Origin of the sequence: Micavibrio aeruginosavorus EPB, from assembly GCF_000348745.1 — a bacterium.
GTDB classification, from domain to species: Bacteria; Pseudomonadota; Alphaproteobacteria; order Micavibrionales; family Micavibrionaceae; genus Micavibrio; species Micavibrio aeruginosavorus_A.
On the sequence record NC_020812.1, the window covers coordinates 154,830 to 173,312 of the forward strand.

At 56.4% G+C, this 18,483-nt stretch carries 10 protein-coding genes; 7 read left to right on the forward strand and 3 right to left on the reverse strand.

Annotated elements, in window-relative coordinates:
- Positions 1–91: 91 nt before the first annotated feature.
- From A11S_RS00685 to A11S_RS00700, 4 genes are all read left to right on the forward strand, one after another.
- The gene (locus tag A11S_RS00685) at positions 92–2,095 is read left to right on the forward strand and encodes a hypothetical protein (RefSeq protein ID WP_235067852.1); all 2,004 of its coding nucleotides are present in this window, start codon (positions 92–94) and stop codon (positions 2,093–2,095) included.
- Positions 2,096–2,281: 186 nt separating this feature from the next.
- Positions 2,282–4,954 carry a WD40 repeat domain-containing protein gene (locus tag A11S_RS00690; protein ID WP_158497186.1) on the forward strand — a complete coding sequence of 891 codons (2,673 nt, stop codon included), beginning with the start codon at positions 2,282–2,284 and terminating at the stop codon, positions 4,952–4,954.
- A gap of 83 nt (positions 4,955–5,037) precedes the next feature.
- Entirely contained in the window at positions 5,038–7,167 is a 2,130-nt protein-coding gene (locus tag A11S_RS00695; protein WP_148285079.1) for an Lcl domain-containing protein, read from the forward strand.
- A gap of 187 nt (positions 7,168–7,354) precedes the next feature.
- A complete protein-coding gene (locus A11S_RS00700) occupies positions 7,355–9,991 on the forward strand; it encodes an outer membrane protein assembly factor BamB family protein (protein ID WP_015466549.1) in 2,637 nt (878 codons plus the stop codon).
- Positions 9,992–10,000: 9 nt separating this feature from the next.
- Here A11S_RS00700 and aroA read toward each other — a convergent pair whose 3' ends face one another.
- The 3 genes from aroA to A11S_RS00715 all read right to left on the reverse strand — a co-directional run bounded on the left by aroA (position 10,001) and on the right by A11S_RS00715 (position 15,245).
- Positions 10,001–11,311: a 3-phosphoshikimate 1-carboxyvinyltransferase gene (aroA, locus tag A11S_RS00705; RefSeq protein ID WP_015466550.1), complete on the reverse strand. Its 1,311-nt coding sequence runs from the start codon at positions 11,309–11,311 to the stop codon at positions 10,001–10,003.
- Positions 11,312–11,419: 108 nt separating this feature from the next.
- Positions 11,420–13,600, reverse strand: a complete 2,181-nt coding sequence (locus A11S_RS00710) for a putative bifunctional diguanylate cyclase/phosphodiesterase (RefSeq protein ID WP_015466551.1) — start codon at positions 13,598–13,600, stop codon at positions 11,420–11,422.
- A 289-nt stretch (positions 13,601–13,889) separates the two neighbouring features.
- Positions 13,890–15,245: a dihydroorotase gene (locus tag A11S_RS00715; protein ID WP_015466552.1), complete on the reverse strand. Its 1,356-nt coding sequence runs from the start codon at positions 15,243–15,245 to the stop codon at positions 13,890–13,892.
- A 101-nt stretch (positions 15,246–15,346) separates the two neighbouring features.
- Here A11S_RS00715 and A11S_RS00720 point away from each other — a divergent pair, with 101 nt between their 5' ends.
- The 3 genes from A11S_RS00720 (at position 15,347) to lptB (ending at position 18,483) form a co-directional block, all read left to right on the forward strand.
- Positions 15,347–16,231: a response regulator gene (locus A11S_RS00720; protein WP_015466553.1), complete on the forward strand. Its 885-nt coding sequence runs from the start codon at positions 15,347–15,349 to the stop codon at positions 16,229–16,231.
- Between the two features lie 64 nt (positions 16,232–16,295).
- Positions 16,296–17,690: a cysteine--tRNA ligase gene (gene cysS, locus A11S_RS00725; protein WP_041802820.1), complete on the forward strand. Its 1,395-nt coding sequence runs from the start codon at positions 16,296–16,298 to the stop codon at positions 17,688–17,690.
- Positions 17,691–17,733: 43 nt separating this feature from the next.
- Positions 17,734–18,483: an LPS export ABC transporter ATP-binding protein gene (gene lptB / locus A11S_RS00730; RefSeq protein ID WP_015466555.1), complete on the forward strand. Its 750-nt coding sequence runs from the start codon at positions 17,734–17,736 to the stop codon at positions 18,481–18,483.

An 18,483-nucleotide genomic window follows, 5' to 3' on the forward strand; every position in this document is an offset into this window, starting at 1 on the left:
TGTAAAGCCTAAAAACGGCAGGTTTTATAGATTTATCAATCTATTCTGCTACAGTGGTGGGGTGCGGTCAGGGAAGCGGGGGCGTCCTTTCATGGGTTTTTTGCGTCATATTTCAAACGGACGAATTGCGCGGCTGCGCCAGCGGGTGCTGGCGCGCGGTCTTATTCTTCCATGCGCAATGATCTTGCTTGTCACGGGTGCGTTGCCCGCGCCTGCGTACGCGGCGTGTACGAGCCCGACGGGGGCCGCCGGTGATTTGATCTGGAGCAGTGCGGGGCGCGTGCCCGCCTATTGCGATGGCACGACCTGGCATGGGTTTCCCAAGGGCGGGTATGCGTGGACGTCGCCCATTACTGGCGCGATCATGAACAACCCCAGCCCCACCACCAATGACCAGTTCGGCAGTTCGGTGTCCGTATCGGGTAATTTGATTTTGGTTGGTGCTGTTCTGGATGAATCCAACGGGACGAATGGAACGGCGGATGCAGGGCGGGCCTATGTTTATGATATCGACACGGGCGCGCTGGTCTCGACACTGAATAACCCCACCCCGAATGCCAATGATTATTTCGGTGGTTTTGTGGGGCTGTCGGGCACGCTGGCGCTTGTGGGGGCCGAAAATGATGAGGCCAACGGCACCACCGGGACGTCAAATGCGGGCCGCGCGTATGTGTTCAATGCGCTGACCGGGGCGCTGGTGTCGACCCTGAATAACCCCAGTGCGAACTCCGGCGACAATATGGGTTGGACGGCTGGGTTGTCGGGGAATCTGGCGGCCCTGGGGGCGCCGAATGATGAATCGGATGGCGGGGCCGGTGTTGCCAACGCGGGGCGTGCTTATGTGTTCAACGCGACAACGGGGGCCGTGGTGTCGACATTGAACAACCCGACCCCACATACCGACGACCAGTTCGGATACTCGATTGCGATTGATGGAAATTTGGTGGCCGTTGGCACGCCGAATGACGCGGCGGACGGGACCAGTGGCGTGTTGTCGGGGCGGGCCTATGTGTTCAATGCGACAACCGGGGCCTTGGTGTCGTCGCTGAATAACCCGCATCCAAATGCGACGGATTATTTTTCAAATGCAATCGCGATATCAGGCAACCGTGTTGCTGTTGGGGCGCCGTGGGATGAATCGGATGGAACAACAGGAACCAGCTCTGCCGGGCGCGTTTATGTTTTCAATGCCACGACCGGGGCTTTGATTTCCACCATCAATAACCCGACGCCGCACGCCAATGATTATTTTGGCGTTTCGGTTTCGATTTCTGACAACATTGTCGCGGTCGGGGCGCCGTATGATGAATCAAACGGCACGACAGGGACGGCGGATGCCGGGCGCGTTTATTTGTTTAATGCGGATACTGGCACCCTGATCACGGCCATCAGCAACCCGACGCCAAACAATACGGATTGGTTTGGGAATGCGGTTTCTGTGAGCGGACAACGGTTGGGTGTTGCGGCCCCTCTGGATGAATCCAACGGGACGAACGGAACGGCGGATGCCGGGCGTATCTATGCCTTCAGTGTGAGTTCGGGCACGACGGCGTGCGCAAACCCGGCCGGTAATGTTGGTGATATGTCGTACAATACAACCAGCCACGTTTTGCAATATTGCGATGGGCACGCATGGTATGCGGCGGGATCGCCCGGTAATGGCGGTGCGGGCTGCACAAGCCCCACCGGTGCCGAGGGGGCTGTGACTTATAACACCACGCACAATATCTTGCAGTACTGCGAAGGTGATGTCTGGATGGCGGTGGGTGATTTTGTTCCGCCGACATGTGGTGGCGTCGTTGTGGGGACGTATTGCTGGTATTATGGTGGCGATAACCAAAGCTGCAACACGGTCTGTGCCTCACGCGGCGGGTGTAACGCGGCGGGCATTTCTTACGCGGCGGGGTCGACGGCAAACTGTACGGCGGTTCTGGATGCCATTGGCGCACCGGGCGGGGCGTATTATTTCCAGGGCTACGGGGCCTTGAATATCGGGTGCAGTTACGCGACAGGCAATGGCCGTGTGCGGGACACCAGCAACACGTGCGGCGGCGCGTTGGCGGCGTCCTTGCGGGCGTGTGCTTGTAACAACTGACGGTATGACCTTAGGGGTAGGGGTGCTGGCCCTCCCCTTTTTTCGGCCTATCTTCCTCAAAATATACGGGAAAACTGCGCGCGGTCATTCCGGCGCAGTAAAATCGGATTTTTTTGAGTTTTGCGTATGGGTTTATGTGTAAATCGCTGGCACAGGCGATGCGGTGGGTTTTTCGCCGGAATGGTCTTGTGTGCAATCTCTTTTTTATCTTCCGCACCGGCTCTGGCCGCCTGCGCCAACCCGGCGGGCGATGCCGGGCATGTGGTGTGGGATGTCTATGCCTATCGCCCCGCTTATTGCAATGGCGCCAATTGGGTGCCGTTTCGCAAGGGGCTGGGGGCGGATACCCTGCCCACAGCGCATCTGCGAACGATCAATAATCCTGAGCCGGGTGATGATGACCGCTTTGGTCAGGTTATGTCCATTTCGGGTGACCGTGTCGCGGTTGGCGCATTTATTGATGATCCCGGCGGAATCGTGAATGCGGGGTCGGCCTGGGTGTTTGATGTCAAAACCGGTGCGCTCCTGACAACGCTGAATAACCCGAGCCCCACAGCCTCGGATCAGTTTGGCTTCGAGGTGTCTTTCTCCGGCGATCTGGTGGCGGTCAATGCACCCTATGACGACTTTTCAACCTATTCCGATCCGGGGCAGGTTTTTGTGTTTAATGCGACAACGGGCGCGGTTGTGCGCACGCTGCAATCCCCGGCGCCGCAGGACAGCGCCCGCTTTGGCTATGGTGTTTCGATCGATGGCGATCTGATCGCCGTGGGTGAAGATGGGGCTACGGTTGGTGGTTTTGCACAAGCAGGTCGCGCCCACATCTTTCGCGTCAGCACGGGCGCATTGATTCGAACCATCAATAATCCGGCGCCTGCCACCAGCGACCGTTTTGGTGTGCGTGTGAGTTTGTCGGGCGATAAGGTCGCGATCGCCGCATATTTGGATGACCCCGGGGGTGTCGCCGATGCGGGGACGCTGTATGTATACAACATCAATTCCGGCGCCCTGGTTACAACCCTTAATCATCCGTCCCCGGTGGCCAATGATCAGTTTGGCTTGGGGGTGTCCTTGGACGGCGATTTGGTCGCAGTGGCGGCGTATTTTGATGATTATAGCGGCATGACCGATGCGGGCACGGCTTTTGTTTTTAATGCCACAACGGGGGCGTTGGTTTCGACATTACAATCCCCCAATGCGGCGGCGGGGAATAATTTTGGCAACGGTATTCAGTTGCGTGGTACGCGTGTTTTGGCGGGATCTCGATTTGAAACGGTCTATGGTGTGTCCAAGGCGGGGGCTGCGTACATGTTTGATGCGCTGACTGGATCTGTTCTGGCGGAATATTATCCCCCCAATCCGATGGCGGATGATGAATTTGGTGCGCGTCCGGCGTTCTCAGGAAAATATGCTGCGTTGGGGGCGCGCTGGCGCGATATTGGCGGGTATGTCGATACGGGTCAGCTTTATATTTATGGCCCGGATGATTCCAGTTGGCGGACCCCGGTTGTGGCGGCCAGTTTCGAAAATCCTGAGCCCGAGGCCCAGGATCGTTTCGGGCACGTCACGGCCGTGTCCGGCGATATCATCACGATTGGCGCGCGCTATGATAACCCCGGTGGTGTTGCGGATTCCGGGTCCATTTATGTTTATAATCTAAAGGACAGCACCCAGCTCCATCACATCACCAGCCCGAATCCCGCAACGGGCGGGGCGTTTGGTTTTGCTTTGGATTCTGAGGAACGCTATCTGGTCGTGGGGGCCCCGCTGGAGGCTGTGGGTGCGCTAAACGGCGCGGGCCGTGCGTATCTGTACGACATGCAGCAGGGTCGCCTGCTACGATCTTTCCAAAGCCCAACCCCGACGGCTGGTGCCTATTTCGGTGAAGATGTCGCCATTTCCGGCAATCTGATGGTGGTAGGGGAGATGCATTATGATGCTTCGGGGGCGGTGACGGATTCCGGGGCGGCCTATGTGTACAATGTTGAGACGGGGGCGCTGGTGGCGACCCTGTTGAATCCGGCTCCTGCCACCAGTGACCGTTTTGGTGTGCGAACGGATATCAGTGGCAATGTCGTGATTGTCGGGGCGTATCTGGATAATCCGGGCGGCGTGACCGATTCGGGTACGGCCTATTTGTTCAATGCCACAACGGGCGCTTTGCTGCATACCCTGTCCAACCCCAGCCCCGGGACCAATGATCAATTCGGTTTGGGGGTCACGATTGATGGGGATTATGCCGTTGTCGGGTCCATGTTCAACGATTATGGCGGGATGATCGATGCGGGCTCAGCCCATGTTTTTGATGTCAATTCAGGGGCGTTCCTGCATGCGTTGACCAGCCCCAATCCCGCCGCCGATGACCAGTTTGGCAATGGCCTTAAATTGCTGGGAAATGTTGTCGCCGTTGGATCGCGGGGCGATGATTCTAGCGGTGTGACCGATTCTGGTGCGGCGTATGTTTTTCGTGTTGATACCGGGGCGCTGCTGGGAACAATGTATTCTCCTACGCCAACAACGGGTGACTTGTTTGGCGCACAGCCTTTCGTCTCGTCACGCTATGTTGTGTTGGGTGCGCATTACGGCGCGGCTGGTGGTGTGAACGAAGCCGGACAGTTGTACGTCTTCACCGCCCAATGCGCCAACCCGGCGGGCGGCATCGGGGACATTGTGTACAACAATACGGATCATGTTCTGCAATATTGTGACGGTGCGGCCTGGCGCGCGGCGGGGCCTGTGGGCAATGGCGGGGCGGGGTGTTCTGCGCCTGCGGGTACGGCCGGGCATCTGGTCTATAATTCGACCCATAATGTGCTGCAATATTGCGAGGGCGACCGCTGGGTGGCTCTGTCTCCTTAAAAGCGCCCCCTTAAAACAGGGCGTTTTTATAGATTTATCAACATTTTCTGCTATACTTTCGGGTGATGATGGGGGTCATCGCCATGGGGGCTTCACGCTTTTTGTCAGGGTTTTTGCCCGTTTTGGGCCTGTTTCTGCTGCTGTGCGGTGGAACGGGCCCGGCGTATGCGGCCTGTGGGTCTCCGGCGGGGGATGCGGGGGATTTGATCTGGTCCTCGGCGGGGAATGTTCCGGCTTATTGTAATGACACGGACTGGGTGGCGTTTCCTGCGGGCACCGGATCCGCTGTGCCGACCCAGCTGGGGTTCACGCTGAACAACCCGGTGGCGTCGGTGTCTGATTTTTTCGGGAACAAGGTGGCCATTTCGGGCGATCTGATTGTTGTTGGTGCCCATCTAGAAGATTTTGGCGGTTTTTCTGATTCTGGGGCGGCGTATGTCTTTAATGCGTCCACGGGGGCGCTGGTGAGTACACTGAATAACCCGGACCCAACGGTGCAGGATTATTTTGGAATCAGTGTTGCCATTTCCGGCAATATGGCTGTTGTCGGCGCGTATCAGGATGATCCCGGCGGAACCACCAGTGCGGGAACGGCGTATGTGTTTAACGCCACCACGGGGGCGTTGGTGGCCACATTAAATAAACCGGTGCCGGTGGCATATGATTTGTTCGGCATTGGTGTTGGGATTGATGGCAATCTGGCGATTGTTGGGGCGTATCATGATGACCCGGGGGCGGTGTCCTTTGCCGGTGCGGCGTATGTGTTTAATGCCACCACAGGGGCATTGATCTCGACGTTGGTCAGTCCGAATGTGCAAGGATCCGGTTTTTTTGGGAACAGCGTATCGATCAGCGGCAATCTGGCCGCGGTCAGTGCGAATGGCGAAGACCCCGGTGGTGTCAACAATGCGGGTGCGGCGTATGTGTTTAATGCCACCACAGGGGCTTTGGTCGCGACTCTGGCTAATCCGGACCCCACGGATGGCGATTCCTTTGGCAGCAACATTGCGATCAATGGAAATATTGTCGCCGTGGGCGCGCATACGGACGATGTTGGCGGCACCAGTGATGTGGGGTCGGCCTATACGTTTAATGCGACCACGGGGGCTTTGCTGGCCACGTTGGTCAAACCGGATCCGCTGGCCAGCGACTTTTTTGGAGTGTCCGTATCTGTATCGGATGGGCTTGTGGTGGTAGGGTCGCGCCAGGCTGATGTTGGTGGCAATGGAAATGCTGGTGCGGCTTATGTATTTGATGCGACCACGGGTGATGTGTTGCGCACGTTGTCCAACCCCGCGCCGGCTGCCAATGATTATTTTGGATCTGGGGTCGGTCTGTCCGGGGGGCGGGCTGTTGTCGGAGCTTTTGGCAAAACGCCGGGGGCGTTTTCATCCGAGGGTGCGGCGTATGTGTTTCTACCGGGGACTGGTGGCACGGGCTGTTTGACCCCGGCGGGTGTTTTGGGGGACATCGTATACAATAACGTTGCCCACGTTCTGCAATATTGTGATGGTGGAGCATGGATCGCGGCCGGTACACCGGGCAATGGTGGTGCCGGGTGCGTCAATCCATCCGGTGATGCCGGCGATGTCGTGTATAATTCCACCCATCATTACCTGCAATATTGCGAAGGTGACGCGTGGGTGGGTATTGGCCGTTATAATGAGGCAACATTGTCGCCTAAGGGCTGTTCTGTCATTGGGGATACGTGTACCGATGGAACGATTTATGCGGGTCTGACGCCGGATGGCAATGTGCGTATGTATATAACGGCGGCCAACGGGCCAACGCGTGAACCGTTCAACGCGGGGAATGTGGGTGCATCGCGGACAGACACATCGATGATCAATTGCGTAACCCCCTTTACCAATGCGGGCTGTATTCAGGGTGAGGCGAACACCGCCATCCTGGTTGTGGATGATTCGGACAGTGTAACGCCCGGGGTTCAGTCGCACGATGCAGCGGCCTATTGCTACAATTTGGTTGCCCACGGTCGCGACGATTGGTATTTGCCGGCCCGTAATGAGCTCAGAGAGATTTTTGACAACCTGGGCCCGGTGCCAAATTATGGTTTCACGTCCACGCCTGATTCATATTATTACTCGTCATCCGAAGAAAGCGCGACCAATGGCTGGGGCGTGGCCTTTGTCAACGGCAACTATTATGCCGGCGACAAGGCCAATAACTATCACGTGCGCTGCGCGCGCAAATAGGCGATATATCCCTAAGGGTAGATCGCTGGTTTAAGCCTCAGATAATCCTATTTTAGTACCATATGTGAAGCCCCGCGGCGTTTTGGCGGGGTGTATTTCGTATTTGGTGTTTCTGTCTATGGGTTTTCGGGTTTGCGGCGTATGGGTGTTACGCTGTGTTTTTATTTTCTGCGTTTTTCTGTGTCCTGTGGCTCCGGCGTGGGCCGCCTGCTCCGGGCCATCCGGTGTTGCGGGCGATTTAATCTGGGATAATACCGCCAATACACCGGCCTACTGTAACGATGCGCGCTGGGTGCATTTTCCTGCGGGCATGGCTGGAGATGATTACACGGCAACGCTGTTGCTTCCCAATCCAGGGGTTGTGGCTGATGATGATTTCGGATCATCGCTGGGTGTGTCCGATGGAAAAATCATTGTCGGTGTGCGTATGCGCGATGTGTCCGGTGTGGCCAATTCCGGGCAGGCCCATATTTATGATGCTGAAACTGGACAGCGTCTTGTGACGCTGGTTAACCCTGATAATACCGCAGGGGACCAGTTTGGGCACGGTGTGGACATTGATGGCAATCTGGCTGTGGTTGGTACGCCCGTAAACACGGTGGGCGGCATTGCTCAGGCGGGGTCGGCCTATGTTTACAACGCGACGACGGGGGCGCTGGTTTCAACGATCAATAATCCCTCACCCGGAAACATGGACTGGGTTGGATATGATGCGGCCATATCCGGCGCGGTTGTTGTGACCGGCGCACCGCAAAACGATTCCGGCTTTACTGACAATGGGTCTATTCATGCCTTTAATGCCAACACGGGGGCGTTGTTGTGGGGTGTCAATGCGCCGGGCGCGGCCAATGGTGACTGGTTCGGAGCGGCGGTGGATATTGATGGCGATTTGGTGATTGCGGGCGCACATCTCAAAGATCCTGGAGGAATTAGCAATGCCGGGGCGTCCTATGTGTTCAATGCGGTGGATGGGTCATTGGTGGCCACGCTGAACAACCCTAATCCGGGGGCCAATGACAATTTTGGTCGGGCGGTTGCGATTCACGGCACAGTGGCCGTGGTCGGGGCCTATGGTGATACATCCGGCGGTGTGACCAATGCTGGAGCGGCCTATGTGTTCAATGCGCAAACGGGGGCTCTGATCTCAACACTCGAAAATCCTGATCCGGAAGATTCAGATAATTTTGGCATGGCGGTTGCGATCAATGGGAATATTGCCGTTGTTGGGGCGCGGTGGGCCAATATCAATGGGTTGGACAATGCCGGGATAGCGTATGTGTTCAATGCGACAACAGGTGACTTACTGGATACTATATATAACCCTGCGCCAGCGGCTTCGGATACGTTCGGGTCACAGGTTCAGGTTTCGGACGGAGTAATTTTTGTGTCCGCCCGTGGCGATCTTTCCGGCGGTGTTGAAAATGCGGGGGCTGTTTACGTTTATAATAAAAAGCGCCCAAAATTTCAGAGCGCGACGGATCGAACCAAAATCGACAACCCCCTGCCCGAGGCCAATGACCGTTTCGGGGTCAGTGTGGGCATGTCGGGTGCTCTGGCTGTGGTTGGTTCATATCAGGACAATGTGGGCGGGTTTGATAATGCCGGGTCGGCGCATGTTTACAATGTGCGTTCGGGGCAACCTGTTGCTGTCTTGAATAACCCGACGCCAGCGGCCAGCGATATTTTTGGGTGGGAGGTCGCGCTAGACGGTAATATTGCCGTTGTGGGCTCAAACCAGAAAGATGTTGGCGGTGTTGTGGATACCGGCCAGGCCTATATTTTCAACGCCACCGCTGGCGCTCTTTTATTCACGCTGGACAATCCTGCGCCGCAAACGACGGATGTCTTTGGTATCAATGTGCGCATTGACGGGAATTATGTCGCCGTTGCGGCCACGCTGGACAATCCGGGCGGTGTGAATGATGCGGGCAGCGTCTATGTTTTCAACGCATCAACTGGCGCTTTGGTTTCCACCATTCCCAATCCTGCCCCCGCGGCGACGGATCGGTTTGGTGGGGGGCTCGATATATCGGGCAACCTTGTGGCGGTGGGGGCGTATTGGGATGATCCGGGCGGTGTTGCGGATGCGGGAACCGCCTATGTGTTTAATGCCACGACGGGGGCGTTGGTGTCCACGCTGAACAATCCGGCTCCGGCCAGTGGCGATGAATTTGGGTATGAAGTGCGCGTAGATGGAGATCTGGTGGCCGTTGGGGCGTGGCATGACGATCCCGACGGGGTCAGTGATGCGGGAACGGTGTATGTGTTTAATGCCACGACGGGGGCGTTGGTTGCAACGCTCTCAAATCCCGATCCGTTGGCCAGCGACCATTTCGGTGCGCGCCTGTCGATCGAGGGGCATCTGGTTTTTGTGGCGGCGCATGCCAGGGATGTTGGCGGCATCATCGATGCGGGGATCGTCTATGTGTTTGATGCGATGACGGGCGCGTTGCTGGATACGATTGATAACCCTGCCCCGGAGACCGGCGATTCCTTTGGTCGCGGCATTTCCGCCGACGGGGGCTCCGTTCTGATTGGCGCTCTGGGACACGGTGTTGGTGGGGTTGCGGGGGCGGGAACGGTGTATCTGTTTTCACCGTCCTGTACAAATCCTGATGGTGTTGTTGGTGATATTACCTACAACACCACGCACCATCTTTTGCAGTATTGCGCGGGCGGGGACTGGATTGGTGCGGGGCCGATTGGGGATGGTGGCGGCGGTTGCGCGGGCCCGGCCGGAATCGAGGGTGATCTCATGTACAACTCTACGCATAATTATCTCCAGTATTGTGAGGGGGATAATTGGATCGGGATCGGGTATTAAAAAATTTGTTTAAAGATCCGCGTACATATCCTGTAGCAGTTTGATGAAATCCGGGAAGCTGGTTGCAATCGGGGACGTGTCGTCCACGCTGATGGGATTCTGGCTGGCCAGGCCCATGATCAGGAAACTCATCGCGATGCGGTGATCCAGCGCGGTTTCGATTGCGCCGCCGCCCTCGGGGGTGTGGCCGGTGCCGTGGATGATCAAACTGTCTTCGCCTGCCTCAACGCGCACGCCACACGCATCCAATCCTGTGGCCATCATGGCCAGGCGGTCGCTTTCCTTCACGCGCAATTCGGCCAGGTTGGTCATGGTGGTTGTGCCTTGCGCAAAGGCGGCGGCAATGCACAGGATGGGGACTTCGTCGATCATGCTGGGGATGCGCTCGGGTGGGACCGTGATGCCCTGTAGCGCCCCGGTATAACGCACCGTTATATCGGCGATGCGTTCGCCGGCTTCGGTGCGGATGTTTTTAAATTCAATGTCCGCGCCCATCTCTTTCAACGTGTCATATAATCCGATACGGCGGGGGTTGATGCCGATGCGGGGCAGGGTGATGTCGGACCCTGGCACGATCAATGCGGCCACGGTCAGGAAGGCGGCGGATGACGGATCGCCGGGGACGTCAATCGCACATCCCTGCAAGACATGGCCGCCATCAATGTGGATGGCATCGGTCAGGCCGGAAATTTTTTCAATGCGAACCGGAATGCCGAAATGGCGCAACATGTTTTCGGTGTGGTCACGGGTGGGGTGTTCCTCGATCACCGTGGTGGTGCCATTGGCGCGCAGGCCAGCCAGCAAGACGGCCGATTTTACCTGGGCCGACGCTACGGGCAGGGTGTATTTGATGGGCTTTAATGAATCACTGCCACGCATCGTCATGGGCAATTTGCCGCCGTCGCGGGCCAAAAACACCGCGCCCATTTGTTCCAACGGCGTGATGACGCGGCCCATCGGACGTTTGATGAGCGAGGCGTCGCCCGTCAATGTCGCGGTGATGGCGTGCCCGGCCATAATCCCGGCCAGCAGGCGTGTCGATGTGCCGGAATTGCCCATGTCCAGAACATGGTCCGGGCTGTGCAGGCCCTTGGTGCCGACGCCGTGTACACGCCATAGCCCATCATCACCCGATGATATGCGCGCCCCCATCGCGGACAGGGCCGCGGCTGTCGCCAGAACGTCGCCGCCTTCCAACAATCCGGAAATGATCGTTTCGCCATGCGCCAGCGCCCCAAGCATCAAGGCGCGGTGTGAAATGGATTTGTCGCCCGGAATCTTCACCCGGCCCATCAGGGCGGGGCATTGGCGGGATGTCATTGGTCGGTGCATGGAAGGGCGCATAAATGTTTAAAATCCATCATGAAAAAAGGGAGCTGAATGGCTCCCTCTTTTGTAATCCTTCTATGCCTTAAAGCCAAGATGGGTTCATCCGTCAAACTGGGACAAATTCCCGTCATAGCTGGTGATAAAGCTCTTGAATTTCACCAGCGGGATCGGGCGGGAATAGCGGAAGCCCTGAACCTCGTCGCAACCCTCGGCGATCAGGAAGGCTTCGTGTTCGCGCGTTTCCACGCCCTCGGCAATAACTTTCAGGTTCAGCGAGTGACCCAGGCCTACAATCGTTCTGGCGATCGCCGCATCATCCGGGTTGTTCAACGCATTCCGGATGAAGGACTGGTCAATTTTCAGACGGTCAATCGGGAATTGACGCAGGTAGGACAGGGATGAGTAGCCCGTGCCAAAATCGTCAATCGCCAGTTCAACGCCCAATCCGTGCAATTCCTGCAACGTGTGGATGGTGTGCTGGATATCGTCCATAAACACGCTTTCCGTGACTTCCAGTTCCAGCAGTTTGGGGTTCAACCCGGTCTTGTTCAAGATGCCGCGGACATAGGACACGATATCGCTTTGATAAAATTGTGCCCCGGATACGTTGATGGCGATCCGGATATCGTGGCCATTGCGGTTCCATTCCGCTGCGGCCTCGCACGCCTGGGCCAAGACCCATTCGCCAATCGGCACGATCAGGCCGGATTGTTCCGCGACCGGAATAAAATCGGCCGGGGATATGTACGCGCCGCCTTCTTTGCTGTTGTCGGGTTTGAACCAACGCAACAACGCTTCGGCACCGATAACCTTGCCGGTTTTCAAATCCAGCTGCGGCTGGTAATGCAGATCCAGTTGGTTTTTATCCAAAGCTTCGCGCAAATCGCGCAACATCTGGAATCGTTGCTGAACGGCACGGTCGAAATCTTCGGAATATTCCTTGACCTGATCGCGCCCCTCTTCTTTTGCGCGGTTCAGGGCGATATCGGCGTTTTTCAACACCTGATCCGGGTCGATGCCATCATCCGGGAATGTGGCCACGCCGATGGAGGCGCGGATCTGGAATTGTTCGTTGAAGACGCGGAACGGTTCGGACCGGATCACGCCCATGACGCGGTCGGCGATATCGCGCGCGACCAATCCACCCGACAGGGCGACGGTAATGGCAAATTCATCCTCGCCCGACCTGGCCACGGTGGCGGATTCGGGCAGGGAACTGCGCAAACGTTTACCAACGGCGCGCAAAATGGCGTCACCAATATTGTGACCCATCGTGTCGTTGACGTCCTTGAAATGGTCCAGATCCAGCGCGACGACGGCAAATCGCGTCATATTGTCGGCGGCATCCCGGCTGCGGGCGTGTTCGTTCAAATTCATCACGAACTGCGTCCGATTGGGCAGCCCGGTTAGTGTGTCGTAATAGGCCAGTTTGTGAATCTGGTCCTCGGCCGCGGCGCGAATGCGGCGGATATTGTCGGCGTTTTGTTCAATCAAATTATGCGACAGCGCAATGGCCCCGCCAATTTCGTCGGCCGGATCATAGGGGGAATCGGGCAATTGCGGGTTTTCCGGATGTTCGGCGGCCATGCGCAGATTGTTGCGCATAAACATCACCGGCTCCAGAAGCCAGCGGCCCAACGCCACCATCAATACGGTCGTCACGAATGCAGACATCAGCATCATGACGGTCAATGTTTGTTTCACATACGCAATCACCTGTGGCTGAACCGCAGAGGCATCAATGCGCACGACGATGTTGTACGGGCGTCCCAGTGAAGATGGGCGGAACACCGTTTCATAAATATCCCCGTTATTGGTGCGCAATGTCCGTGTCACGCTGTTGGGGTCGCTCAATGTAATGGTTGTCGGTTCGCCATAACTGCGCAAAAAGTTCAAATCGGCTGCGTAAATTGCCAGCCCGCGTACTTTTGTCGTGGAGAGCAGGCGGCGAATGCCAGTGTCGTTCAGTGGCGAAGTGTAATAATCCGGCACATCTTCGATCATCAACGGGACGATGGCGGTGCGCGCCGTGTCCGACAATTCCGCCAGGCGGTCATTGGCATAGGTGTTGACCGTGATCCACAGCGTAAAGACCTGCACGATCAGGATGGTCAAAAACACAACCATGGCGACGCGCCAGCTCAGCCGGCTGCGCCAGATCTGCGCCGGGGAATAGAGGAGTTGGTCGGTCAGGCTGCGCTTTTTAACCTGTGTTCTGTTTCGCTTCGCCTTGGCCACCGTTGAAAACCCGCTCGAATGAATCCGGGATTGAAGATGCATTTTAGACCGTAATCCCACACATAAAACTATCGTTACATCGCCGTTGATAATGTGCGCAGATTACCCCCATCCGCCTAGAACAGGCGGGTATTGACGTCCCACACACGACTCCGATTATGGCCGGGAAGTGTTAAAAACAACTTTAAAAACCGCGGAAAAAAGGTAAAAAGACGCCTTGTAACGCCCTGATTTTCAATATTTATCAGGGTTCGCTAAAAAATTTTACGTTTTTGATTAAAATTTTTCGCAATTTGCATCCATCTCTGCAATCCGGGGGCATTGCCCCGGTCTACAGGCTTTCACGAAACCGCACCGGGGTGCCGGCGGGGCCGCCGATCAGCTCATCCTCCCGCATGACGATATGGCCGCGCACCACGGTCATGATCGGCCATCCGGTCACGCGCATACCGTCATATGGGGTCCAGCCGCATTTGGATTTTTGCTGGGCGTTGGTGATGGTGCGTTCGGCGTTCAAATCGACAATGGTGAAATCGGCATCGTAACCAAGGGCGATGCGGCCCTTGTTTGCAATTTGATGGATGCGCTGTGGGCCATAACTGACCAATTCGACAAAACGCTCCAGGCTCAACCGTCCGTGATGGATATGGTTCAGCATAATGGGGACCAGTGTTTGTACGCCGGGCGTGCCGCTGGGGCTGGCGGGATAGGTCTGGTTTTTCTCTTCGATCGTGTGCGCCGCGTGGTCGGACCCCAGAATGTCGATCAGCCCGTTATTGACGGCGGCCCACAATGCATCCTGATGCCGTTGTTCGCGAATGGGGGGATTTTGCTGGGCCCGCGTCCCCAATCGTTCATAACAGTCCGGTGCCGCCATGCTCAGATGGTTGGGCAAGACCTCGCAACTGACAATATCTTTGTGATCCTTGATAATTTCCAGCTCTTCCGCCGTGCTGATGTGCAGAATATGCACCCGTCGCCCGGTTTTGCGCGCCAGCCTGATCAGTCGTGTTGTCGCCGATACACATGATTCGACGGATCGCCAGACCGGGTGTAACCGCACGTCATGGCTGTCACCCAATAATGTGCCCTTGTTGGCGTTCATCATCGCCTCGTCTTCGGCGTGGGCGGCAACAACGCGCTTGCCGTGGCGCAGGATGTTTTCGATATGGTCGTCCTCCGCACACAATAAATCACCCGTGGAGGATCCCATGAAAATTTTGATGCCGCATACGCCGGGCAAATTTTCCCACGCGGCCAGTTGTGTGGCGTTGGTCGCCGTGCCACCAAAATAAAACGCGTAATCAACCCATGGTGCACGCGCGGCCAGGTGCATTTTGTCGGCTAGTGTTTCGGGCGTGGTGGTCAGGGGTTTGACATTGGGCATGTCGAAAATGGCGGTGACGCCCCCGGCGGCCGCGGCCATGGTGCCGTGTTCAATATCTTCCTTGTGGGTCAGTCCGGGTTCGCGGAAATGCACCTGCGTATCAATCACGCCGGGCAGGATATGCAGCCCCGCACAATCAACCCGATTCGCCGCACTGGTGGTGCGCAGGTCGCCCAGAGCGACAATCTGCCCATCCCGTACCCCCACATCCGTCACGGCCCGCCCGCCGGGCGTCATCACCGTGCCACCGGCCAGAATCAGGTCAAAACCAGGTGTTTCAAAGGCGGGGGCTTGGGTCATGATGGGGGCCTGTGATATGATTAAGGTCAGGTTTTTACACGGAAATTTAAGGTCCGTCAGGGGATAATAGGCGGCAGGGGTTCAAAGGAAAAGCACCTTTCATGGAAATTATTCGCGAAAGCGCCGAACATCATTTTCTCACCTTCGTCGAGGTGATGCGCACCGACCCGAAGGGGTGGGTGGGAATGATTCTGGGCCTGTCGCGCAAATATAACCATGACGCCATGATCAGCGACTTGATGACCATCCCGGCGAAGCAGGCCGCATTGGCCGCAGAGGGCGATCAATGGGTCGATTATTTTTCCGAAAAAACCGGCATTCTGGACAAGCCGACACTCTATCGTTTTGCCGATGGCGATGTTTTGCTGGTCACGCGGATCCTGACGGAACAGCAACAGGATCGCCTGTTCGACATGCACCGCGAAATCACGGACCAGCATAAAATTTCATCCTGCGATGTTTTGAATTTCGGACGTGAAATGATGGTCGCGCAAAAACTGGCCGACCGCAAAATGCTGACGCAGCAGCGCAGCAAGGCCTATCTGGCCATGGCGGATCAAAACCGTGTCTCCTCCATCGCCGTGCGCCGCGATCGCCGCGATTCGGCTCTGATTTTATTGGTCGAAGATGATCGTTTCACCGCGTCCTACACCACCGGGATTTTGCAGAAGGATTACGATCTGGTTCATTCCAAAGTGGGCGAGGATGCCATTCTGGCCTATATCGAACACGCCCCCGATGTGGTGTTTCTGGATATCCATTTGCCGGGCCTGAACGGGCATGAAACGCTGGACGCCATCCGCAAGGTGGATCCGGCGGCCTATATCATCATGCTCTCGGTCGATACGGTGAAGGAAAATATCGTCAACGCATCCAAGGGCGGGGCGTCGGGGTTCCTGAAAAAACCCTTCTCCAAGGACCGGATGCTGGCCATCGTCCAAAAATCCCCCTTTATCAAAGGGGGAAAGGTGCCTTTCTTTAACTAAATCATCCTGCTATAGATTTTTGACGGATTTCATACGTTTTTGACGGATCATGATCATGGCCGATATGCCTGTTTTACGCCTGCATAATTCTCTCTCTGGTGAAAAGGAGGAGTTTCGTCCAATTAACCCTAAGCGTGTCACAATGTACGCCTGTGGCCCGACGGTGTACAGTTTTGCCCATATTGGCAATGCCCGTATGGCGGTCTCGTTTGATCTGTTGAACCGTGTTCTGCGCCATCTCTACCCGCGCGTGACCTATGTGTCCAACATCACGGATGTGGACGACAAAATCATGGCGGCGTCGAAGGATACGGGTGAAGCGATTGATGTGATTACCCGACGTTACGAAAAAATTTATAATAGCGATATGAAGAAGCTGGGTGTTAGGAAGCCAGATGTTCAGCCGAGGGCGACTGAACACATATTAGAAATGATCGCCATTATATCAATGCTAATAGCTAAAAAGCATGCCTATGAACAAGATGGGCATGTTCTCTTTGATGTCAATTCGTATCCTGGTTACGGGGTTTTATCCAAGCGTTTGCAAGAAGATCAGATTGCGGGCTCTAGAGTTGATGTCGGTTTATATAAAAAAAATTCCGCGGATTTTGTTCTGTGGAAACCATCGACACCGGACCAGCCGGGTTGGGATTCCCCATGGGGCCGTGGCCGTCCGGGCTGGCACATTGAATGCTCGGCCATGGCGGAAAAACATCTGGGGCTGCCGTTTGATATTCATGGCGGCGGGGCCGATTTGAAATTCCCGCACCATGAAAACGAAATCGCGCAAAGCTGCTGCGCCCACGGGCATGAAACCGACCCGCGCGCCTTTGCCCGCATGTGGGTGCATAACGGGTTCGTCACCGTGGCGGGTGAAAAAATGTCCAAATCATTGGGCAATTTCCTACTGGCGCACGATTTGCTGAAAGATCACCCGGGGGAGGTTTTGCGCCTGGCCCTGCTGGCCGCCCATTATCGTCAACCGCTCGATTGGACCGAAAACGGCCTGCATCAGGCGCGCAAAAATCTGGATACGTTGTACCGCGCACTGGATGTTCTGTCCGATGTGCCGGATGGCGATGCCGTTGTGCATCATGGCGTCATGGCGGCATTGTGTGATGATTTGAACATGCCCCTTGCGCTCGCCGCTTTGCTGGCCTTGGCGAAGGACGCCAACCGTGCCGATCTGAGCGAATCGGAAAAGATCGCAATCAAGGCGTCGCTGAAGGGCACCGGGGCTTTGCTGGGCCTGTTACAGCAAGACCCGAAAACATGGTTTCAAGGTGGCGCGGCCAATGATGACGATGCCGAAATTGATGCCCTGCTGAAGGAACGGACCGAGGCCCGCAAGAACAAGGATTTCAAGCGCGCCGATGAAATCCGCGACCTGTTCGCCGCCAAGGGGATCGAAATCGAAGACACCCCGACCGGGCCGAAATGGCGCCGGGCGGTGAAGTAAAGCGGGCTGGCAATCGGGTGGTGTTTGGGCTAAAACGGATTTTATGATGACCCCAGTTTCCAATATGCCGGCGCGCGGTCTGGTCGCGCACCATTTATCCAAGACCTACAAAAAACGTCCCGTTCTGCGCGATGTCAGTGTGCATGTGCAACGGGGTGAAGCCGTGGCCTTGCTCGGTCCCAACGGTGCCGGTAAAACGACCAGCTTTTACATCATCACCGGCCTGATCGGGGCCGATTCCGGCATGATCATGCTGGATGGGCAGGATATCACCAACCTGCCCATGTATCGCCGCGCCCGTCTGGGTATTGGCTATCTGCCCCAGGAATCGTCGATCTTCCGCGGCCTGTCGGTCGAGGACAATATTCGCGCCGTGTTGCAGGCCCAGAATTTGAACCGTGAGGATCAGGAAGCCCTGCTGGATGAATTGCTGGCGGAATTTTCCGTCGACCATTTGCGCCGCGCCCCGGCCATTGCCCTGTCGGGTGGTGAACGCCGTCGTGTTGAAATTGCCCGCGCGCTGGCCAGCCGCCCGTCTTTCATCCTGCTCGATGAACCCCTCGCCGGGATTGATCCGATTGCGATTGGCGAAATCCGCACCCTGATTTCACATCTGAAGGATAAAGGCATCGGCGTCCTGATCACCGATCACAACGTGCGCGATACGCTCGATCTGGTCGATCGCGCGTATATCCTGCATGATGGTCACGTATTGATGGAAGGGTCTCCAGCCGAAATCATCGCGCACGATGATGTGCGCCGTGTCTATCTCGGTGAAACATTCGCGATGTGA